A 22,022-nucleotide genomic window follows, 5' to 3' on the forward strand; every position below is an offset into this window, starting at 1 on the left:
AGCTGAGCCAGATCAGCCGAGCAACTCGCTCATGGCAATAATCTGCTCCGCCACCTGGATCAGTTTCTGTTGACGGCTCATGGCCTGGCGGCGCATCAGGGTGTAGGCCTCTTCCTCGTTGCAGCTCTTCATCTTCATCAGCAGGCCCTTGGCCAACTCGATGCGCTTGCGTTCGGCCAGTTGCTGGTCGCGGGCATGAAGCTGGGCGCGCAGGGCCTGGTCACTCTCGAAGCGCGCCATGGCCACATCGAGGATCGGTTGCAGGCGCTGGGCCTGGATACCTTCGACGATATAGGCACTGACGCCAGACTTGATGGCCTGGCGCATTACATTCGGGTCGTGCTCGTCGGTGAACATCACGATGGGCCGTGGCTGATCGCGGCTGACCAGCACCACTTGCTCCATCACATCGCGCCCGGGTGACTCGGTATCGATCAGGATCACATCAGGACGCACTGTTTCGACGCGTGCGGGCAGGTCGATGGTCAAGCCGGACTCATCGATCACCTCGAAGCCGGCCTCGGTCAATGCGGCCTTGAGGCGCCCGACCTTGCGCGGGGTGTCGTTGATCAACAGGATTCGCAGCATCGTCGGGCTCCTGTCAGCGCAGCGCTTGGCGATTGGCATCATCGGCCAGGGCATGCAGGTGGAAGCTGCGGGCGTAGCCAGCGGGGTCGCTGCCGTCCCAGGTCTTGCCGTCGAGCAACTGGCTGCGGCGCATGTCCGAGTCGCCTGCGTTAATGCCCAGCGCCTCGGCAGCCTGGCGATACAGTGCCAATTGCTGAACTTGCCGGGCAACTCCCAGGTAGTCAGGGTCTTCCCGCAGCAAGCCCCAGCGCCGGAACTGGGTCATGAACCACATGCCATCGCTGAGGTAAGGCAGGTTCACCTCGCCGTCGGCGAAAAAGCGCAGTGCATGGGGATCCTGCCAGTGGTTGCCCAGGCCATCGTCATAGTGCCCCAGCAGGCGCGGTTCGATGCAGGCCACAGGTGCGTCGAGGTATTCACTGGCACTGAGCAACTGGGCGGTAGAGCGGCGGTTTTCACGGCTCTGCTCGATAAACCGGCTGGCCTCGAGGATCGCCATGACCAGTACGCGTGCGGTATTGGGGTACGCGTCAGCGAAGGCTTGGGTGCAGCCCAGGACTTTTTCCGGGTGGTCCGGCCAGATTGCCTGGCTGGTCGCCAGGGTAAAGCCCTGGTTTTGTTGCACTGCGCTGGCGCACCAGGGTTCACCCACGCAAAGTCCGTCGATGCGTCCGGCTTGCAGGTGCGCCACCATTTGCGGCGGCGGCACCACCACACTGTTCACATCCTGCAATGGATGAATGCCTTGGCTCGCCAGCCAGTAGTACAACCACATGGCATGGGTGCCGGTGGGAAACGTCTGAGCGAAGGTCAGTTTTGTCCGGCTTTGGTGCACATGGCCTTTCAACGCCTCAGGAGTGATCACGCCTTGCTGTTGCAGGCCGTGGGACAGGTTGATGCCCTGGCCATTCTGGTTCAGCCCCATCAGCACTGCCATGGGGCTGGCGGCGACGCCGCCGATGCCCAGGTGTACGGCATAGATCAGCCCGTAGAGACTGTGGGCGGCGTCGAGTTCACCGCTGACCAGCTTATCGCGCAGGTTGGCCCAGGACGCCTGGCGCTTGAGGTTGAGTGTGAGGCCGTAAGGTTGGGCGAAGCCCTGGGTGGCGGCGACCACCAACGAGGCGCAATCGGTCAGGGCCATGAACCCAAGGTCCAGGCTGCTCTTTTCCGGGGCATCGCTGCCGTGTACCCAAGCCAGCGGATCGTTCATCAATACCTGCCTTTTCTGAAAAAAAAGCGCCGTTTCCCAGGCTGGCGTTACAGGCCATTGCAGGGAAACGACGCCTCTGTCCGTAGGCCCGTACCGCCGTTGGTGCGAGCCTGATACAGAGTGCATAGCAAGGCACATGCCATGGGTGGGCCGGTGCAACTGGCCGTCAACTTTCCATCATGATTGAACCTCGTGCGCCTCGCAGTATGGCCGCTTCCTCAGGCCAGACCGCCAGGCATTCCCACGGTGCACGCTGATTTCCTCGCAACCCTCAATTGCCGCTGGCTGTACAGCGTGCTGCTGTGCGCCGCGCTGTTGCTGGGCAGTCGCACGGCCTGTGGCGAGGTGTACCAGGCACAGGATGAGGGGCTGCCGGCTTTCTTTGCTGCGTTGTCTGTGTCATTGGGCCTGCCCGTGGTGACCAGCCGTGCCGTGGCTAGTAGGCAGGTGAGCGGAGCGTTCGATTTTGCGGCGCCGCAACAGGTCATTGAAACGCTCGCCGCGCGCGAAGGCTTGATCTGGCACAGCGATGGCCAAGTGTTGCACGTCTACGCTGCCGACGAAGCGAGAAGCTCGGCGGTGGCGCTGCAACATATTAGTGTCGACAGGCTGCGTGGCATCATGCGACGTGCAGGGCTGGATGAGCCGCGTTATCCGCTGCGCGCAAACGGGGCGCGCATGTTCTACGTGTCCGGGCCTCCCAGCTATGTCGATCATATATTGCGGCTGACGCAACTGATGGATCGGCCCCCTCGCAAGGCGCCAGAGCGCCCGCCTGCATTTGGCGTGGTGCAAGTGGTCAATTTCCCGGTGGAAGATCACCGGCACGGCGTGGGTACCAACAGGGGCCTGGTACCAGGCATGCTCTCGATGATCCATGCCCGGCTATCCCAGGCGCAGAGGGTCCAGTTGGCCGACGGCCGCCTTGCGTTGCTGGCCTATCCGGATACCAACAGTGTGTTGATCAAGGGCTCGCCTGCCCAGGTGAAAGTTATCGAGAAACTGCTGGCCGAGCTGGATGTGGCCCAGGTGCTGAATGAAACCTTGCCAGGGCAGGCGCATGCCGGTGGTGGCTACTCGCAGGCCGGGCCACCTCAGTTGACCGCCGCGCAATATGAGCGTGTGCAACGTGCGTTCCTACGGACGGAGCGCGAGTTTTCCCCCTGAAAAGGCATTTGTCCATGCACCTGGAAATACTGCTGCAGGAGCAATTGATCAGCCGCAAGCGTTTGGCCGCGTTCGCGCCGGGAAAAGTGCTGCCCTTGGACCCAGGCGTCACACGATGTGTGGAGGTGCGGGTCAATGGACAATTGATGGCGTTAGGTGAGTTGGTGCAGTTGGAGGACCGGCTAGGGGTTGAGTTGCAGGAGACTTTCCAGGAGTGGCAGTCGCGATAAGGGGTGCAAGCGATTTGTCTGACCGGCAGCGGCCCAAAAAAAACCATTGAATGGGTTTTTTCCTAACGCGAGTCTGCGGGGCGGTTTTTATAGTCGTGCCAATGGCAGGTGAGCCGGTTCACACAGTAAGGATTTGAATGTCAGTAGTCGATACAGAGGTGCGTATGGCCGTCGTGACGCAAGAAGCGGCGGCATCCCTGGTCTTCGCTCGCTGGACCTTGCACGGCGATGGTCGTTTGATAGGCGCGGATGCGGATATACAGCTGCCTCCCAAGGAGGGGCAGGTGCTGAGGTTGCTGCTGGCCTCCGGTGGCGCACTGATGACCAAGGACCGCTTGCTGGAACTGGCCTGGCCTCGGGGCGAGGTAGCCGATGAGTCACTTACGCGTTGTATTTATTCCCTGCGCAAGCATTTGAGGGCCGACAAAGGCTTTATCAAGACTATTTATGGCAAGGGCTATCGCTTTACATGCCCGGTACGGGTGGGTGATCAACCGAGGGCTGTCCTGCACCTGTGCGCCGTCTGTGGTCAGGCCAGTAATGTTAAAAGTTAGGGTCGGGGGCAGAGGCCTGTTGTTCAGTGTGCTGATGGGCTGTAACCCGGCATGGGCCTATTGCTGGGAAGAGGCGGCCAGCCGCTACGATCTCGAGCCAGAGTTACTGCAGGCTATCGCCTCAGTCGAGTCGGGTTACCGTGCGCAAGCGATGAACTACAGCAACCGAAACGGCACACGGGATATTGGCTTGATGCAGATAAACAGCATTCACCTGCCTCGTTTGCTCAAGCAGGGTATTACCGAAGAGCGGTTGTTGAACGAACCTTGCCTGTCGGTGGAAGTAGGCGCCTCGATTCTTGCCGATTTTATACAGCGTTTTGGCTACAACTGGACGGCAGTGGGCGCTTACAACGTTGGGCCCGGTCCCGGCCCTCAGCGTGAGGCATTACGCCTGCGCTACGCCGAGAGGATCTGGGTGCGCTATGAGGCCTTGATGGCGCAGCGTCAATGAGATCGAGTGTCACGCCTCGCATGCAACCCACCGCCGCGGCTATAATCACCGCCACCTTTTACCGCCATCCGAGTCTAGCCCGCCCATGTATAACCTGGCCCGCCAGCTGTTGTTCAAACTCTCCCCGGAAACCTCCCACGATTTGTCCCTGGACCTGATCGGTGCTGGTGGCCGCCTGGGGCTCAATGGCCTGGTATGCAAGGCACCGGCGAAAATGCCGGTGTCGGTGATGGGGCTCGACTTCCCCAACCCGGTCGGGCTGGCAGCCGGTCTGGACAAGAACGGCGCCGCCATCGACGGGTTTGCGCAGTTGGGTTTCGGCTTTGTCGAAATCGGCACCGTGACCCCACGGCCGCAACCGGGCAACCCCAAGCCCCGCATTTTCCGCCTGCCGGAAGCGGAGGCGATCATTAATCGCATGGGCTTCAATAACCTCGGCGTCGACCACCTGCTGTCGCGGGTTCAGGCGGCGAAATACACCGGCATCCTGGGTATCAACATCGGCAAGAACTTTGACACCCCTGTGGAACGTGCGGTGGATGACTACCTGATATGCCTGGACAAGGTCTACGCCCACGCCAGCTATGTCACCGTCAACGTCAGCTCGCCCAACACTCCGGGCCTGCGCAGCCTGCAATTTGGCGATTCCCTCAAGCAACTGCTCGAAGCCTTGCGCCAGCGCCAGGAAGACCTGGCCGTGCGTCACGGCAAGCGTGTGCCCCTGGCCATCAAGATCGCGCCGGACATGAGCGATGAAGAAACCGTCCTGGTGGCCCAGGCCCTGGTGGATTCAGGGATGGACGGGGTGATTGCAACCAATACCACCCTCAGCCGCGTGGGTGTCGAAGGCCTGGCCCATGGTGACGAGGCGGGCGGCCTGTCGGGCGCGCCAGTGCGTGACAAGAGCACCCATATCGTCAAGGTGCTGGCGGCCGAGTTGGCCGGGCGTTTGCCGATCATCGCGGTGGGCGGTATCACCGAAGGCAAGCACGCGGCTGAGAAGATCGCGGCCGGCGCCAGCCTGGTGCAGTTGTACTCCGGCTTCATCTACAAAGGCCCGGCATTGATTCGCCAGTCGGTGGATGCCATCGCTGCCTTGCGCTGACAATCTGCTGGGCAATAAAAAGGGCTCCATAAAGGAGCCCCTGGGCCGAAGCCCGCCGCCCGGATGGGGCGCGCGTGGTTAAGTCGTTACTCGTTCAGAGATGTGTGTCGGAATAAAGTGCCCCTGATTAGCCGACGGCGTGAAGTTCGTTGAGTCTGTGGATGCCCGCAGTGCCAGTCATACCGTCCCAGTTGTCGCCGCGTCCTTCTCGCCAGCCGTTGATCCAGGCTTGGCGTACCGACGGTAGAGTAAATGGGCAAAGCTCACGGGATTTTCCATGAACGCCATATTGATATCCGCGTAAAAATGCTCTTTCCAACGGATCACGCTTAAGTCTTCTCATAGGGTGTTTCCCTCACTTGTTGACTGTCTAGATATCCTTCGGCCTTGTCCAAGGCCGGGCAGAGTTTTTCTGCCGTTGGTGGGCTCGCTGCCGGCGTGGCGAGCCGATGTGTCGGCACCGTTACGGCGCCAACCTGTGTTGAGTTCTAACCAATAGGTCACATGTATTCAATGATCGTTTTGTCATAAGCACGTAACGATAACGATGCTATAGCCATAAGCTGGGATGGTTATTCGCCCCTTTTATAGGGCAAAGCCAGCTATGATGTGCCCTGCACAGAGGAAAGGTTTAATCCCTTGGTGAGAATGACCGCCTGTTGCAGTCGGTTATTATTCGACGAAGGGTCGGAATATTTCTTTTTGTTGCACAACATTCTTCTTCTGCCTCGCCAATAAAGGCTCAAGGGCCCGTCAGACGGGGTGGAACGGCACATTCGTGCCACGCGAGCACTCTTCGAGAAAAGTGCTTGATTGAAAACCGAACCGGCGATGCGTCGCCTGTTCACTTATTGCTGAAAAGCCTGGAATGCCCCATGTCGGACCGTTTTGAACTCTTCCTCACCTGCCCCAAGGGCCTCGAAGGCCTGCTGATCGAGGAAGCCGTCGGGCTTGGCCTTGAGGAAGCCCGCGAGCACACCTCGGCCGTGCGCGGCATGGCCGACATGGAAACCGCTTACCGCCTGTGTCTCTGGTCACGCCTGGCCAACCGTGTGTTGCTGGTGCTCAAGCGCTTCCCGATGAAGGACGCCGAAGATCTTTACCACGGCGTGCTGGACATCGAATGGGCTGACCACATGGTTCCCGACGGTACCCTCGCGGTGGAGTTCAGCGGGCACGGCTCGGGCATCGACAACACCCACTTCGGCGCCCTGAAGGTCAAGGATGCGATCGTCGACAAACTGCGCACCCCTACCGGCGAACGTCCATCCATCGACAAGATCAACCCTGACCTGCGCATTCACCTGCGCCTGGACCGTGGCGAAGCCATCCTGTCCCTGGATCTTTCCGGCCACAGCCTGCACCAGCGCGGCTACCGTCTGCAGCAGGGCGCGGCACCGCTGAAGGAAAACCTGGCGGCGGCGATCCTGATCCGCGCCGGCTGGCCGCGTATTGCAGCCGAAGGCGGCGCGCTGACAGACCCGATGTGCGGTGTGGGTACCTTTCTGGTCGAGGGCGCGATGATCGCCGCCGACATGGCCCCCAACCTCAATCGTGAACTGTGGGGGTTCACCACCTGGCTGGGCCACGTCCCGGCGCTGTGGAAAAAACTGCACGCAGAAGCCACTGAGCGCGCCGCTATCGGCATGAACAAGCCGCCGTTGTGGGTGCGTGGCTATGAAGCCGACCCACGCTTGATCCAGCCTGCTCGCAATAACATCGAGCGCGCCGGGCTGAGCCATTGGATCAAGGTGTACCAAGGCGAAGTCGGTACTTTCGAGCCGCGCCCGGACCAGAACCAGAAAGGCCTGGTCATCTGCAACCCACCTTACGGCGAGCGCCTGGGTGATGAAGCCAGCCTGTTGTACCTCTACCAGAACCTCGGCGAGCGCCTGCGCCAGGCCTGCATGGGCTGGGAAGCGGCGGTGTTTACCGGCGCGCCGGACCTGGGCAAGCGCATGGGTATCCGTAGCCACAAACAGTATTCGTTCTGGAACGGCGCATTGCCGTGCAAGTTGCTGCTGATCAAAGTCAACCCGGATCAGTTCGTCACGGGCGAGCGCCGCACTCCTGAACAGCGTCAGGCCGAACGTGAGCAAGCGGCCTACGACCAGGCCCCGAGCGAGCCGGCAGAGCGTCAGTACAACAAGAACGGCAACCCGATCAAGCCCGCCCCGGCCCCCGTGGTGGAACAGGCGCGCTTGAGCGAAGGCGGGCAGATGTTCGCCAACCGTCTGCAGAAGAACCTCAAGCTGTTGGGCAAATGGGCCAAGCGCGAAGGCGTGGATTGCTACCGTGTGTATGACGCTGACATGCCTGAATACTCCATGGCCATCGACCTGTACCACGATTGGGTGCACGTACAGGAATACGCCGCGCCTAAATCCATCGACCCGGAAAAAGCCTCGGCCCGCATGTTCGATGCCCTGGCGGCAATTCCCCAGGCACTGAACGTCGACAAGAGCCGTGTGGTGGTCAAGCGTCGTGAGCGTCAGAGCGGCACCAAGCAATACGAGCGTCAGAGTGCCCAAGGCAAATTCACCGAGGTCAGTGAAGGCGGGGTTAAGTTGCTGGTCAATCTCACCGATTACCTGGACACCGGCCTGTTCCTCGACCATCGCCCGATGCGCATGCGCATCCAGAAGGAAGCGGCGGGCAAGCGCTTCCTCAATCTGTATTGCTACACCGCCACAGCCAGTGTGCATGCTGCCAAGGGCGGCGCGCGCAGCACCACCAGCGTCGACCTGTCCAAGACCTACCTGGACTGGGCGCGTCGCAATTTCTCCCTCAACGGCTTCTCCGACAAGAACCGCCTGGAACAGGGTGACGTGATGGCGTGGCTGGAAGCGAGCCGCGATGAATTCGACATGATTTTCATCGACCCGCCGACCTTCTCCAACTCCAAGCGCATGGAAGGCATCTTCGACGTGCAGCGTGACCATGTGCAGTTGCTCGACCTGGCCATGGCGCGCCTGGCGCCGGGTGGCGTGCTGTACTTCTCCAACAACTTCCGCAAGTTCCAGCTGGAGGACAACCTCAGCGAACGCTATGCGGTCGAGGAGATCAGCGACAAGACCATCGACCCGGATTTTGCGCGCAATGCCAAGATCCACCGCGCCTGGAAAATCACCGCACGCTGATTTTTCCCTGTAGGAGCGAGCTTCTGTGGCGAGGGAGCTTGCTCCCGCTGGGCTGCGCAGCGGCCCCCGGAAACTTGCGGGCGCTTCGCACCCGAGCGGGAGCAAGCTCCCTCGCCACAATAAGCCAGTTGACGGTTTTGCGCTGGTCAAACCCATGACCGATGGCTATAACTTAAGCCCTAGCCAAAGTGACACCCCCGCACACTGGCGCTGTGAGTGTTGCCTATGCCGATGCAAGTCGTTCGCCCGAAAATCCTTGGTTTTATCAGTGAGCAGGCATCGGCTTGGCTGGTGGCATTGGTGGTGTTAGTGGTTGGTAGCGCGCTGACGGTGGTCGTCGCGTGGGCGGCGTCCGACCTGTATCAGCAACAGGTGCGCCAGCGGTTCCAGTTGCTGGTCAACGAGCGCTACAGCCGCATCCAGGAACGTTTTGAAGACCAGGAACAACGCCTGGGGAGCCTGCAGCGTTTCTTCGTCAATTCCGGCGAGGTGTCCCGCAACGAGTTCGACGGTTTCGCCAAACCGCTGTTGTTGCATGCCCGTGCTTATGCCTGGGCACCACGGATATTTCGCACGCAGCGCAGCCTGTTTGAACAGGACATTTCTCGCCAGCGTGGCATTCCCTTCAGTATCCGCGAACTGAATACCTCCGGTGAATTGGCGCCAGCGGCTGAGCGCGATGAATACGTACCGGTGCTGTACAGCCAGACGCAAAGTTTGCTGGGCTCGCCGCTGGGCTTTGATTTGCTGGCGCAGCCCCTGCGCCGTGCAGCGCTGGAGCGTGCGCAACAAAGCGGCCATTTGGCGGTGTCACAGCCCATGCAATTGGTGGGGGTGGAGCCCGCTTATGCGGCAGGCGTGTTATTGGTGGCGCCCGTGAGCAAAGTCGCGGGGGCCGAGCCTTATGGTTTTGTGATGGCGGTGATCAGCATGCGCCAGCTGGTGGCCGAGGGGTTGCCCAGGCCCAACCGTGACAACCTGGTGATGCAGATCGTAGACACCTCCGACACCCAGCAACGGGTGTTATATGCGTCCAGTAACGCCTTGGGCAGCAGTGGCTTGACGGCTGCACGCCGCCTCTCCCTGGGCGATCATGTGTACGCTCTTAGCCTGAGCGCCAGCGAAGTGTTCGACAGGGCCAACCATTCTTCGATGCACGCCATTCTGGCGATGGGCGTGTTGCTCAGCGCCTTGCTCAGTGCGCTGCTTTACATGTTGGTCAGCCAGCGCCAGCGCGCACTGAAATTGGTGGAGCAACGCACCGTTCAATTACGTGCCCGTGAGCAGGAGTTGCGTGGCGCCCATGGGCAACTGCGCAGCGTGTTGAATGCGGCGACTCAAGTGGCGATCATTGCCACTGACCTGCGCGGTGTGATCAACACCTTCAATGCCGGTGCCGAACAGATGTTGGGCTTCAAGGCCGAGGAGGTGCTTGGGCATATGACCTTGGACCGTCTGCATGTGGCCGTGGAACTCGACGCCCGCGCCGAGGCGTTGAGCAGGGCGCTGGGCAAGCGCATTCCAGCGAGTCAGGCGATGCTGGTGGAGAGCCCGGACAGTCAACATGAAGGACGTGAGTGGACGCTGGTGCGCAAGGATGGCAGCCAGTTGACGGTCAACATGTTGCCGACCGTGCTCTTGGATGACCATGGCCTATGGGTCGGGCACCTGGCGATTTACCTGGATGTCACCGAGCAAAAGCGCGCCTATGAGGCCCTTGCCGTCCGCGACCGCCTGCTGAAAAAACTCAGCGCCCATGTGCCTGGTGGCATCTTCCAGTTCACCCTGGAGCCCCAGGACAACGGGCGTTTCATCTATGCCAGCGAAGGCATGCGCGATATCTATGAAATCGAGCTGGGCATGCTGCAGAAGGATGCGCGCACGGTCCTGGAGCGCATTCACCCTTTGGATCTGGAGCGAGTGCGTGCGTCGATACGTCTTTCTGCGTTGCAAATGAGCCATTGGCGAGAAGAGTACCGCGTGCAATTACCCCAGCGAGGCCTGCGCTGGATTCGCGGCGAAGCGACGCCGGAAGAGTTGCCGGGAGGCGGTACGCTTTGGCACGGTTATGTATCGGATATTTCTGATCTCAAACGGGTCGAGGAAGAACTGCGCGCGCTGTCCATCACCGACTCCCTGACAGGGATCTATAACCGGCGCTATTTCCAGGATCGTCTCAAGGGCGAAATGCTTCGGCTCAACCGTATATCTGGCGCGCTGTCGTTGATCATGCTCGATATCGACCACTTCAAGCGCATCAACGATCAGCACGGCCATGCCGTGGGCGACAGCGTGTTGCAGGAGTTGTGCAAGCGTATCGGCCAACGCTTGCGCCGCACCGATGTGTTTTGCCGGATCGGCGGGGAAGAGTTCGTGGTGCTGTGCCCCAACACCGATGGCGCTCAGGCCTACAGCCTGGCGATACAGTTGTGGCAGTCGTTGCGCGATGCGGCGATGGAACCGGTGGGAGTGGTCACCGCCAGCTTCGGCGTGGCCAGTTGGAGTGTTGACGAAGGCATCGATGGGTTGCTGCTGCGCGCTGATTCGGCGGTGTATGTGGCCAAGCAGGCGGGCAGGGATCGGGTCGAGGAAGCCCTGATGCTTGAATGATCGTTCCCACGCTCCGCGTGGGAATGCATCCTAAGACGCTCCGCGTCACGCCTTGAGCGCGGACGCAGAGCGTCCAAAAAAGCATTCCCACGCAGAGCGTGGGAACGATCAGAGGGGTGCTTTAGAGGACCGGTGCGGCTGCAACGGCCTTCGGCTGGCGATACAGGTCCAGCAGCACCTGATCCAATACCGACGAGGCTCCCCAAGGCTTGGAGTCGTTGAGAATCGCCACCACCGCCCAGGTATTGCCGTTGTTGTCGCGGCTGTAACCGGCAATGGCGCGTACGGTGTTCAAGGTGCCGGTCTTCACATGGGCTTCGCCGCGCAGGGCGGTGGTTTTCAGGCGTTTACGCATGGTGCCGTCGGTGCCGGCGATCGGCATCGAGCTGATGTACTCCGCCGCATAAGGGCTTTTCCACGCCGCTTGCAGCATGGCCGCCATCTCGCGGGCGCTGACCCGTTCGGCGCGTGACAGGCCGGAGCCGTTTTCCATCACCAGGTGCGGCGCGGTGATGCCTTTCTTGGCCAGCCACTGGCGCACGACACGTTGCGCGGCCTTGGCATCGTCGCCATCGGCATCGTTGCGAAACTGTGCACCCAGGCTCAGGAACAACTGCTGGGCCATGGTGTTGTTACTGTATTTGTTGATGTCACGGATGATCTCCGCCAGGTCCGGTGAGAAGGCGCGAGCCAGGACTTTTGCATCCTTGGGCACCGGTGCCTGGATATCACGGCCCTGGATGGTACCGCCCAACTCTTTCCAGATCGCCCGCACGGCGCCTGCGGTGTAGGTGGCGTGGTCGAGCAGCGACAGGTAAGTCTGCGAGCTGCAGCCATCACCCAGTTGGCCGCTGACGGTCACGGTCACGCTGCCGTCGGCGGCGGTCACCGGGCTGTAGCGCACGTCACCGGTGCACTGCTTGGCGTTGGTGACTTTCACCTGGTTGTCGATGCGAATGCTGGCAATCGGCGGCTCGACCGATACGATCACCCGCCCCGAATCATTGCGGGTCACGAAGCGCAGGGCCTTTAGGTTGACCAGCAAGGCGTCGGGCTTGACCAGAAACGGCTTGTTCTCATCGTTGCCGTCGTCGTTGAACTCGGGTAATTGCGGCTGGTTGAAGAAGTTACGGTCCAGCACCAGGTCGCCGGTGACTTGCTGAACGCCATTGGCGCGCAGGTCGCGCATCAGCAGCCAGAGCTTTTCCATGTTCAGCTTGGGGTCGCCGCCGCCCTTGAGGTACAGGTTGCCACGCAATACGCCGCCGCTGAGGGTGCCATCGGTGTAGAACTCGGTCTTCCACTGATGGTTGGGGCCGAGCATTTCCAGGGCCGCGTAAGTGGTGACCAGCTTCATGGTGGAAGCCGGGTTCACCGAGACGTCGGCGTTGAAAACCGTAGGGGTACCAGGGCCGTTCAGGGGCAGCATCACCAGGGACAGCGCGGTATTTTGCAGCTTGGCCTTCTGCAAGGCCTGCGCAACGCTGGGTGGCAGGGTGTTATTGACGGGAGCAGCGGAAACGGAAAAGGCCAGGGGCAAGACAACACTGGCAAGTAACACTGAACGCAAAGATTTGATCATAAGAAATAAAACCCTACTGCTGAGGAGGGTGAAAAAGGCGAGGGGTACGGAAGAAAATCCCTCATTGGTCACGAAAGTGTCGGCATTATGCCCCAAGCTGGCACTGCTTGTAGCTGAACGATAGCCGCTAATTGCGGTTTTTTTGCGCGCATTTGCCCGTCGGTCCCAGAGAGTCGGGCAATTGCCGCCTTAAACTGCTAAAGTGCCGCCCGTTAATACTTATGAGGATTGTTCCAATGGCGACTAACCGTTCCCAGCGTCTGCGCAAAAAACTGTGCGTTGATGAATTTCAAGAGCTGGGTTTCGAACTGAACCTGGACTTCAACGAAGGCCTGAGTGAAGAAGCTATCGACGCTTTCCTCGAAGCATTCATCAAAGAAGCCATGGAAGCCAATGGCCTGGGCTATGTCGGCGGCGATGACTACGGTCTGGTTTGCCTGCAAAAGCGTGGCTCGGTCTCCGAAGAGCAGCGTGCTGCGGTCGAAGCCTGGCTGAAAACCCGTTCCGAGCTGACCAAGGCTGAAGTCAGCCCGTTGCTGGACGTGTGGTATCCGGAAAAGCCGATCAACGCGGCTAAGTGATACTGAAAAAAACGGCGACCTGAGGGTCGCCGTTTTTTTATGCCTTGCGCCAATTCAGAATCAGCAGCGTCAACACCCCCGCCACAATCCCCCAGAACGCCGACCCGATGGAAAACAACGTCAAGCCTGACGCCGTGACCATAAAGGTAATCAGCGCCGCTTCTCGTTCCTTCGGCTCATTCATGGCGATGCTCAAGCCATTGATGATCGAGCCAAACAACGCCAACGCCGCAATCGACAGCACCAGTTCCTTGGGCAGGGCTGCGAACAGTGCTGCCAGCGTGGCGCCGAATACCCCGGCAATCCCATAGAACACCCCACACCACACCGCAGCGGTGTAGCGCTTGTTGCGGTCTTCATGGGCGTGCGGCCCGGTGCAGATCGCGGCGCTGATCGCCGCCAGGTTGATGCCGTGGGAGCCGAACGGTGCCAGCACCAGTGACGCCAGGCCGGTGATGGTGATCAACGGCGAAGCCGGCACGGTGTAGCCATCGGCCCGCAGCACGGCTACGCCGGGCATGTTCTGCGAGGTCATGGCCACCACGAACAGCGGGATGCCGATGCTGATGGTCGCCGCCAGCGAGAAATGCGGCGTGGTCCAAACAGGCGTCGCCACCTCCAGATGAAAGCCGCTGAAATCCAGCAGCCCCATCAGTCCTGACAAGGCGGTGCCGATGAGCAAGGCGGCCAGCACGGCATAGCGCGGCGACAGACGTTTGATGATCAGGTAGGTGAAAAACATCCCCAGCACCAGCCCGGTACGGTGCTGGGCGGCGACGAAAATCTCGCTGCCGATCTTGAACAGGATCCCGGCCAACAGCGCCGCCGCCAATGACGCCGGAATCCGCTTGACCAGCTTCTCAAAGCTGCCGGTCAACCCGCAGAGCGTCACCAGTACCGCACAGGTGATGTAGGCACCGATGGCCTCGCCATAGCTCACCCCACCCAGGCTTGTGATCAGCAGCGCCGCCCCAGGGGTAGACCAGGCGATGGTGATCGGTGTGCGATAGCGCAGGGACAGGCCGATGCTGCACACCGCCATGCCGATGGAAATCGCCCAGATCCACGAAGAAATCTGCGCCGTGGTCAAGCCGGCGGCCTGGCCGGCCTGGAACATCAGCACCAGGGAGCTGGTGTAGCCGGTCATCATGGCGATAAAGCCGGCGACGACGGCCGACGCAGAAGTGTCGGCCAGCGGGCGCAAGGGCGCTTGGGTGGCGTCGGTCATGGAGAGGTGTTCCTTTTTACCTGACTCCGCACGCTGTAGGAGCGAGCTTGCTCGCGAAAATCGCCAACGATAACGCGGGCAATCAGATTAAACGCGGCGCCCTTGGGTTCTTCGCGAGCAAGCTCGCTCCTACAGTGGGATGTCGTTCATGGGAAATCGTGGAATCAAGCCTAAACTCAAACGTAACGAGTCATTGCAATACAGCCGAGGCCGCAAACAGCCGTACAGTGTGTTGGCGCAGTGGGTTGTGTACAATGTGCGCTGTTTTTAGGTGATACTTGCCAGCGACACGCTGTTGCCGTATTACCGTTAATTCGCCGTTCTCAAACCCGAGTGCCCATGAACGAACAGTTGCAACCTCTCAAGAAACAACCGCGAGCCGGCAAGGCCGGTCGCAGCGGAACCCAGGACGATATCGTCTATGCGCATATCTTCGAGGCGATCCTTGAACAACGCCTGGCGCCCGGAACCAAATTGAGTGAAGAGGCACTGGGCGAGATCTTCGGCGTGAGCCGCACCATCATTCGCCGTGCGCTGTCGCGCCTGGCCCATGAAAGCGTGGTACTGCTGCGGCCCAATCGCGGTGCGGTGGTTGCCAGCCCAAGCGTCGAAGAAGCGCGCCAGGTGTTCATGGCACGGCGCCTGGTGGAGCGGGCGATCACGGAGTTGGCGGTGCAGCACGCCACGGCCGAGCAGTTGGCCGAGTTGCGCCAGATGGTCAACGACGAGCGCGACAGCTTCTCGCGCGGTGATCGCGGCGCCGGTATCCGTCTCTCTGGCGAATTCCATTTGAAACTGGCCGAAGCCGCGAAGAACGCGCCGCTGATCAGCTTCCAGCGCAGCCTGGTGTCCCAGACGTCATTGATCATCGCCCAGTACGAAAGCGGCAACCGCTCGCACTGTTCCTACGATGAGCACACCCAGTTGATCGACGCGATCGAAGCCCGGGATGCGACGTTGGCGGTGAACTTGATGATGCATCACATGGATCACATTGACAGCAAGCTCAACCTCGATGAAGAGAGTGCGTCGGATGATTTGCATGCGGTGTTTTCGCATCTTTTACAGACTAAAAAACCTGGGCGCTCGTCTGTAAAGTTGTAAACCCAATCAAATGTGGGAGCAGGCTTGTGTGGGAGCCGGGCTTGCCCGCGATGCAGGCGCCGCGGTGTATCAGTTACACCGCGGTGATGTTATCGCAGGCAAGCCAGCTCCCACACAAGCCAGCTCCCACATTGGTTGTATGTAGCTTGAATCAGCGCTGGTGCACCAGTTGCCCGGCTGCATAGGTCTGCAACACCGTCCGATCATCCCCAAGCGTCATCAGCACAAACAACGTCTCGGCAATGTTATTGGCCTGTTTCAGGCGATAGCTCAGCAGCGGCGTGGCGTTGTAATCCAATACCAGGAAGTCTGCATCGGTACCCGGCTGCAACGTGCCGATCTTGTCTTCCAGGCGCAACGCCCGTGCGCCGCCCAGGGTTGCCAGGTACAGCGACTTGAACGGGCTCAAGCGCGCACCTTGCAGCTGCATGACCTTGTACGCTTCGTTCAGGGTTTGCAGCAGCGAGAAGCTGGTGCCGCCACCCACGTCGGTGCCCAGGCCCACGTTCAAGTTGTGTTTCTCGGCCATCGGCAGGTTGAACAACCCACTACCGAGGAAGAAGTTCGAAGTCGGGCAGAACGCCACCGCCGAACCAGTCTCTGCCAGCCGTGCGCATTCGTCGTCGCACAGGTGTACGCCGTGGGCAAACACCGAGCGCTCGCCGAGCAGCTTGTAGTGGTCGTAGACATCCAGGTAGCCGTTGCGCTCCGGGAACAGCTCATTGACCCACTCGATTTCCTGCTTGTTCTCGCTGATGTGGGTCTGCATGTACAAATCCGGGTACTCGCCCAGCAGCTGACCGGCCAGCGTCAGTTGCTCCGGCGTGCTCGTAGGGGCGAAGCGTGGCGTCACCGCGTAATGCAGGCGCCCCTTGCCGTGCCAGCGCTCGATCAGCGCCTTGCTTTCCTGGTAGCCGGATTCGGCGGTGTCGGTGAGGTAGTCCGGCGCGTTGCGGTCCATCATCACCTTGCCGGCGATCATGCGCAGGTCGAGTTTCTCGGCCGCTTCAAAGAATGCATTCACCGATTGCGGGTGCACGCTGCCGAACACCAGCGCTGTGGTGGTGCCGTTGCGCAGCAGTTCCTTGATGAAGATATCGGCGACTTCTTCGGCGTGAGCCTTGTCGGCAAACTGGCTTTCACAGGGGAAGGTGTAGGTGTTGAGCCAGTCCAGCAACTGCTCGCCATAGGCGCCGACCATACCGGTCTGCGGCAGGTGGATATGGGTGTCGATCAAGCCAGGGGTGATCAGCGCGTCCTGGTAATGGGTGATGTCGATATCGGCGGGCAGGCTCGGCAGCAGGTCGCTGGCGTGCCCGAGGGCACTGATCTGGCCGTTGTCGATCACCAGCAGGCCGTCCTCGAAATATTCATAAGAGGCTTCGATCCCCACGATGGCAGGGTCGGCGATGCTGTGCAGGATGGCGGCACGGTAGGCTTTGCGAGTCAAAGGCATGATCGTCTCAATTCAGATAGCGTGGCTGCGGCGCGAAGCCGGCAGCAGTTTGGCAATAGGTTCGGCGCCGGCAAGATGCTGGCCGAAATTGGCGTTATAGGTGGCGATGATTTCACCGGCGATGGAGATGGCGATCTCCACCGGAAGCTTGCCCTTGACCTCGGGGAGGCCCATGGGGCAACGCATGCGTTGCAACTGCGCGGCGTCAAAGCCGCGATCACGCAGGCGGTGTTCGAATTTGACCCGCTTGGTTTTCGAGCCGATCAGGCCGAAGTAGGCGAAGTCGTTGCGCTTGAGCAGGGCGGCGGTCAGTTCCAGGTCCAGCGCGTGGTTGTGGGTCATGACAATGCAGTAGCTGCCTGCAGGCAGGTCGGCAATTTCGTCGACCGGCTCTTCGCTGACAATTTTACGCACGCCTTCGGGGATGTGCTGCGGGAATTCCTGCTCGCGGGAATCGATCCAGCGCACCCGGCAGGGCAGACTCGCCAGCAATGGTACCAACGCACGGCCGACGTGGCCGGCGCCAAACACGGCGATGTGCGCTTGCGCCTGGCCCATGGGTTCGAACAGCAGCACGGTCACGCCGCCGCAGCACTGGCCCAGGCTGGCGCCGAGGCTGAAGCGCTCCAGATGGGTGTTCTGCTGGCCGCGCACCAGCATGTCCCGGGCGATCTGCATCGCCTTGTATTCCAGGTGCCCGCCGCCGATGGTGTCGAAGGTGTGCGCGGCGCTGATGACCATCTTGGAACCGGCGTTGCGCGGGGTTGAGCCGAGTTCTTCGATGATGGTGACGAGCACGCAGGGTTCGCTCTGGTTTTGCAGGGTGGCGAGGGCGCTGATCCAGTTGTCCATGTCTACCTCCAGTCAGATCGTTCCCACGCTCCGCGTGGGAATGCATACCGTGACGCTCTGCGTCACTAGAGCGGACGCACAGCGTCCAGGGCGGCATTCCCACGCGGAGCGTGGGAACGATCAACAGCCTTTAGCGCCCGCAACTGCCGCATCTGTTCACACCCCCACAACACCCGCTCGGGCGTGGCCGGCGCATCGATCCTGGGCTGCTGGCGATAGTCAGCCAAGCTCGCTACCGCATCCTTGATCGCACACCACGAAGCAATCCCGAGCATGAACGGCGGCTCGCCCACGGCCTTGGAATGGAACACCGTGTCCTCCGGGTTCTTGCGGTTCTCTACCAGCTTCACACGCAGGTCCAGCGGCATGTCGGCCACGGCCGGGATCTTGTAGCTGGCCGGGCCGTTGGTCATCAGCTTGCCCTTGTTGTTCCACACCAGCTCTTCCATGGTCAGCCAGCCCATGCCCTGGATGAAGCCGCCTTCCACCTGGCCGATGTCGATGGCCGGGTTCAGCGAAGCGCCGACGTCATGCAGGATGTCGGTGCGTAGCATCTTGTATTCACCGGTCAGAGTGTCGACGATCACTTCGCAGCAAGCCGCCCCGAAGGCGTAGTAGTAGAACGGTCTCCCGCGTGACTGGCTGCGGTCGTAGAAAATTTTCGGGGTTTTGTAGAAACCTGTGCTGGAGAGCGATACCTGGGCGAAATACGCCTGCTGGATCAACGCCTCGAAGCTCAGGATCTGCTCGCGCACGCGCACATGGCCGTTGCGAAACTCCACGTCCGCCTCGCTTACGTCATACTTGCGCGCCGCAAACTCCACCAGGCGCTGCTTGATGGTTTCGGCCGCATTCTGCGCGGCCTTGCCGTTCAGGTCGGCGCCGCTGGAGGCAGCGGTGGGCGAGGTGTTGGGTACCTTGTCGGTGTTGGTGGCGGTGATCTGGACGCGGTCGATTTCGACCTGGAATACCTCGGCCACGACTTGCGCGACCTTGGTATTCAAGCCCTGGCCCATCTCGGTGCCGCCGTGGTTCAGGTGGATGCTGCCATCGGTGTAGATATGGATCAGCGCGCCGGCCTGGTTGAGGAAGCTGGCGGTGAACGAAATACCGAATTTCACCGGGGTCAGCGCCAGGCCTTTTTTCAGGATCGGGCTGTGGGCGTTGTAGAGGCGGATCGCTTCGCGGCGCTCGGCATATTGGCTGCTGGCTTCCAGTTCGGCGGTCATTTCTTCGAGCATGTTGTGCTCGACGGTCTGGTAGTAGTGGGTGACGTTGCGTTCGGTCTTGCCGTAGTAGTTGGCCTTGCGCACCGCCAACGGGTCTTGGCCCAGATGGCGCGCAATGGCGTCCATCACTTCCTCGATGGCGACCATGCCTTGGGGGCCGCCGAAGCCGCGATAGGCCGTGTTGGAGGCAGTGTTGGTCTTGCAGCGATGGCCATTGACCGTGGCGTCGCCCAGGTAATATGAGTTGTCGGCGTGGAACATGGCGCGGTCGACAATCGAGTTGGACAGGTCCGGCGAACAACCGCAGTTACCCGCCAGTTCCAGATTGATGCCGTGCAGTCGGCCGTTGTCGTCAAACCCCACGTCGTATTCGATATAGAAGGGGTGGCGCTTGCCGGTCATCAGCATGTCTTCGACCCGTGGCAGGCGCATCTTGGTCGGCTGGCCAGTGAGGCGCGCCACCACGGCGCACAGGCACGCCGGGCTGGCGGCCTGGGTTTCCTTGCCGCCAAAGCCACCACCCATGCGGCGCATGTCGACCACGATCTTGTTCATCGACACATCCAGCACTTCGGCCACCAGCTTCTGCACTTCGGTGGGGTTTTGCGTGGAGCAGTAGACGATCATGCCGCCGTCTTCGGTGGGCATCACCGAAGAGATCTGGGTTTCCAGATAAAAGTGTTCCTGGCCACCGATATGCAAGGTGCCCTGGATACGGTGCTTGGCGCTTGCCAGCGCAGTGGCCGAATCGCCGCGCTGGTGGGTGTGGCTGTCGAGCACGAAGTGCTTGTTGCGAAACGCCTCGACCACATCCAGTACCGGTTCCAGGTCTTCATATTCGATCACCGCCGCCATCGCCGCCTTGCGTGCGGTCTCCAGGTCGCGGGCGGCCACGGCCAGTACCACCTGGCCCACGAACTGCACGGTGTCGATGGCCAGCAGCGGGTCGCCGGGCATCAACGGCCCGATGTCTTTCAGGCCCGGTACGTCTTCATGGGTGATGGCAATGCGTACGCCGTCGAAGGCGTAGCAGGGCGCGGTGTCGATGCTGATGATCCGGGCATGGGCGCGGTCGGACATGCGCGCATACAGGTGCAACTGGTTGGGAAATTCCAGGCGGTCGTCGATGTACTGCGCTTCACCGCTGACGTGCTTGGCGGCGCTGTCATGCTTGACGCTGCGACCTACCCCGGTGGTGAGGTCCTGGGCAAAGAGTGCGGCAAGTTCAGCCTCGGTTTTTACCACGGCGTGATGGTTAGACATAAGCGGTCACCCGAGTCTCGATGTGCGGCGTTTGCAGTTCGATGAAGTATTTGCGCAGCAGGTTTTGCGCGCTGAGCAGGCGATATTCCTTGCTGGCGCGGAAGTCCGAGAGTGGGGTGAAGTCCTGTGCCAGGGCGGCGCAGGCTTTCTCGACCGTGGCCAAGTTCCAGATGGCGCCCACCAACGCGGCCTCGCAATTTTTTGCGCGTTTTGGTGTGGCGGCCATGCCTCCGAAGGCAACGCGAGCCGCGCTGATCACACCGTTGTCGATGTTCAGGTTGAACGCTGCGCACACCGCGGAAATATCGTCGTCCAGGCGCTTGGACACCTTGTAGGCCCGGAACAGCGTGTGGCCCTTGGGCACGATGATGGTCTCGATGAACTCGCTGTCCTGGCGCGCGGTGACGCGGTAGTCGATGAAGTAGTCTTCCAGCGCCAGGGTGCGGCGGGTGTTGCCTTTGCACAGCACGATCTGTGCGCCCAGGGCAATCAGCAGCGGCGGCGAATCACCAATGGGCGAAGCGTTGCCAATATTGCCGCCCAGGGTGCCCTGGTTGCGGATTTGCAGGGAGGCGAAGCGCTGCAGCAGTTCGCCGAAGTCCGGGTATTCGTGGTGCAGCGCGGCGTAGCAGTCGGAGAGGGCGGTGGCCGCGCCGATTTCCAGGCGGTCGTCGAACTGCTCGATGCGCTTCATGGCTTCAATGTTGCCGACGTAGATCATCACCGGCAGGGTGCGGTGGAACTGGGTGACCTCCAGCGCCAGGTCAGTGCCGCCGGCCAGCAGGCGGGCTTGCGGGTAGGCGTCATAGAGGTCGGCCAGGTCGGCGACGGTCAGTGGCACCAGGCAGCGCTTGTCACCGCTGTTGAGTTCACCGGTTTGCGTCGGCGCGATGGCCTTGAGGCGGGCGATGGTTTCAGCCTGGCGGCTGTCGAATTGATCCTGGGGTTTGTTGCAGCAGGCCTGTTCGGCGGCGGCGAGGATCGGGCGATAACCGGTGCAACGACACAGGTTGCCCGCCAGGGCTTCATGGGCTTTCTGGCTGTCGGGGGCATCGCTGTTCTTTTGCAGGGCAAACAGCGACATCACGAAACCTGGGGTACAAAAGCCGCACTGCGAACCGTGGCACTCGACCATGGCCTGTTGCACGCTGTGCAGTTGGCCCTGGTGCTTGAGGTCTTCGACGCTGATCAGTTGTTTGCCGTGCAGTGACGACACGAACGTCAGGCAGGAATTGAGGCTGCGATAACGAATCTGCTCGGCGCCTCGCTCGTCGGTGTGCAACTCGCCGACCACCACGGTGCACGCGCCACAGTCGCCGCTGGCGCAGCCTTCCTTGGTACCGGATTTGCCCACATGCTCGCGCAGATAGTTGAGCACGGTCAGGTTGGGGTCCAGGGCGTGCTCGCTACGGAGTTCCTGGTTAAGTAAAAACTGGATCACGGAAGGCCTCGCAGACTCATTATTGTTGTTAACCGCTTTGCGCCGAATCTAGTCATGTCTGACTTTTCGGTCAATGGTTTTCTGACCTAAGGGTCAAGAAAATACGATCACAACACTTTCAATTATGGTCCAGTCTTCTGGAACCGGCGTTTTTGGCGGCTTACAGGCTTTCAACGTTGCTTATTTCGTGCCAAATTCGCCAAGGTGGGCGTAGCGCCATCAGCG

The 22,022-nt window shown here is 60.7% G+C and carries 18 protein-coding genes; 9 read left to right on the forward strand and 9 right to left on the reverse strand.

The genetic code is table 11. The annotated features are described in order from the left end of the window. Positions 1–12: 12 nt before the first annotated feature. Complete coding sequence (locus HU730_RS19775; protein ID WP_003193274.1) at positions 13–588, reverse strand: ANTAR domain-containing protein; 576 nt, start codon at positions 586–588, stop codon at positions 13–15. A 13-nt stretch (positions 589–601) separates the two neighbouring features. Continuing rightward, a complete protein-coding gene (locus HU730_RS19780; RefSeq protein WP_054897187.1) occupies positions 602–1,801 on the reverse strand; it encodes a CmpA/NrtA family ABC transporter substrate-binding protein in 1,200 nt (399 codons plus the stop codon). 246 nt (positions 1,802–2,047) lie between these two features. Between HU730_RS19780 and HU730_RS19785 the strand changes: the two genes are divergently transcribed. From HU730_RS19785 to HU730_RS19805, 5 genes are all read left to right on the forward strand, one after another. Further along, the gene (locus HU730_RS19785) at positions 2,048–2,968 is read left to right on the forward strand and encodes a secretin N-terminal domain-containing protein (protein WP_346345353.1); all 921 of its coding nucleotides are present in this window, start codon (positions 2,048–2,050) and stop codon (positions 2,966–2,968) included. Between the two features lie 14 nt (positions 2,969–2,982). Then, positions 2,983–3,198 (forward strand): FliM/FliN family flagellar motor switch protein, encoded by a 216-nt coding sequence (locus HU730_RS19790; protein ID WP_060764200.1) that lies wholly within the window; start codon positions 2,983–2,985, stop codon positions 3,196–3,198. Positions 3,199–3,362: 164 nt separating this feature from the next. Next, positions 3,363–3,752, forward strand: a complete 390-nt coding sequence (locus HU730_RS19795; RefSeq protein ID WP_054897216.1) for a winged helix-turn-helix domain-containing protein — start codon at positions 3,363–3,365, stop codon at positions 3,750–3,752. Between the two features lie 34 nt (positions 3,753–3,786). Continuing rightward, on the forward strand, positions 3,787–4,206 hold the full coding sequence (locus tag HU730_RS19800; RefSeq protein WP_096143572.1) for a transglycosylase SLT domain-containing protein: 420 nt from the start codon (positions 3,787–3,789) through the stop codon (positions 4,204–4,206). Between the two features lie 85 nt (positions 4,207–4,291). Beyond that, a complete protein-coding gene (locus tag HU730_RS19805; protein ID WP_186526538.1) occupies positions 4,292–5,311 on the forward strand; it encodes a quinone-dependent dihydroorotate dehydrogenase in 1,020 nt (339 codons plus the stop codon). A 127-nt stretch (positions 5,312–5,438) separates the two neighbouring features. On the opposite strand, the gene HU730_RS19810 is transcribed toward HU730_RS19805, so the two are convergent. Continuing rightward, a complete protein-coding gene (locus tag HU730_RS19810; protein ID WP_002553055.1) occupies positions 5,439–5,654 on the reverse strand; it encodes a ribosome modulation factor in 216 nt (71 codons plus the stop codon). 532 nt (positions 5,655–6,186) lie between these two features. On the opposite strand from HU730_RS19810, the gene rlmKL reads away from it, so the two are divergent. Both rlmKL and HU730_RS19820 read left to right on the forward strand, forming a co-directional pair. Beyond that, the gene (rlmKL, locus tag HU730_RS19815; protein WP_034128371.1) at positions 6,187–8,451 is read left to right on the forward strand and encodes a bifunctional 23S rRNA (guanine(2069)-N(7))-methyltransferase RlmK/23S rRNA (guanine(2445)-N(2))-methyltransferase RlmL; all 2,265 of its coding nucleotides are present in this window, start codon (positions 6,187–6,189) and stop codon (positions 8,449–8,451) included. A 225-nt stretch (positions 8,452–8,676) separates the two neighbouring features. Next, on the forward strand, positions 8,677–11,061 hold the full coding sequence (locus HU730_RS19820) for a GGDEF domain-containing protein (RefSeq protein ID WP_186526537.1): 2,385 nt from the start codon (positions 8,677–8,679) through the stop codon (positions 11,059–11,061). A gap of 121 nt (positions 11,062–11,182) precedes the next feature. Here HU730_RS19820 and dacB read toward each other — a convergent pair whose 3' ends face one another. Continuing rightward, on the reverse strand, positions 11,183–12,643 hold the full coding sequence (dacB, locus tag HU730_RS19825) for a D-alanyl-D-alanine carboxypeptidase/D-alanyl-D-alanine-endopeptidase (protein WP_034128373.1): 1,461 nt from the start codon (positions 12,641–12,643) through the stop codon (positions 11,183–11,185). A 236-nt stretch (positions 12,644–12,879) separates the two neighbouring features. Here dacB and HU730_RS19830 point away from each other — a divergent pair, with 236 nt between their 5' ends. Beyond that, positions 12,880–13,224 (forward strand): YggL family protein, encoded by a 345-nt coding sequence (locus HU730_RS19830; RefSeq protein WP_003193255.1) that lies wholly within the window; start codon positions 12,880–12,882, stop codon positions 13,222–13,224. A 37-nt stretch (positions 13,225–13,261) separates the two neighbouring features. Here HU730_RS19830 and HU730_RS19835 read toward each other — a convergent pair whose 3' ends face one another. Continuing rightward, complete coding sequence (locus tag HU730_RS19835; RefSeq protein ID WP_057976252.1) at positions 13,262–14,452, reverse strand: benzoate/H(+) symporter BenE family transporter; 1,191 nt, start codon at positions 14,450–14,452, stop codon at positions 13,262–13,264. 339 nt (positions 14,453–14,791) lie between these two features. Here HU730_RS19835 and HU730_RS19840 point away from each other — a divergent pair, with 339 nt between their 5' ends. Beyond that, positions 14,792–15,556 (forward strand): GntR family transcriptional regulator, encoded by a 765-nt coding sequence (locus HU730_RS19840; protein ID WP_014719469.1) that lies wholly within the window; start codon positions 14,792–14,794, stop codon positions 15,554–15,556. Between the two features lie 151 nt (positions 15,557–15,707). On the opposite strand, the gene guaD is transcribed toward HU730_RS19840, so the two are convergent. The 4 genes from guaD to xdhA all read right to left on the reverse strand — a co-directional run bounded on the left by guaD (position 15,708) and on the right by xdhA (position 21,797). Beyond that, on the reverse strand, positions 15,708–17,012 hold the full coding sequence (guaD, locus tag HU730_RS19845) for a guanine deaminase (protein ID WP_034128375.1): 1,305 nt from the start codon (positions 17,010–17,012) through the stop codon (positions 15,708–15,710). Positions 17,013–17,024: 12 nt separating this feature from the next. Next, complete coding sequence (xdhC, locus tag HU730_RS19850; protein WP_186526536.1) at positions 17,025–17,864, reverse strand: xanthine dehydrogenase accessory protein XdhC; 840 nt, start codon at positions 17,862–17,864, stop codon at positions 17,025–17,027. 65 nt (positions 17,865–17,929) lie between these two features. Continuing rightward, positions 17,930–20,356, reverse strand: coding sequence for a xanthine dehydrogenase molybdopterin binding subunit (gene xdhB, locus HU730_RS19855; protein ID WP_034128377.1), 2,427 nt, complete (start codon positions 20,354–20,356; stop codon positions 17,930–17,932). Then, positions 20,349–21,797, reverse strand: coding sequence for a xanthine dehydrogenase small subunit (xdhA, locus tag HU730_RS19860; protein ID WP_034128378.1), 1,449 nt, complete (start codon positions 21,795–21,797; stop codon positions 20,349–20,351). The genes xdhB and xdhA overlap by 8 nt, the downstream gene beginning before the upstream one ends. Between the last annotated feature and the right edge of the window lie 225 nt (positions 21,798–22,022).

It is taken from the genome of Pseudomonas sp. SWRI22 (assembly GCF_014268395.2).
GTDB classification, from domain to species: Bacteria; Pseudomonadota; Gammaproteobacteria; order Pseudomonadales; family Pseudomonadaceae; genus Aquipseudomonas; species Aquipseudomonas paracarnis.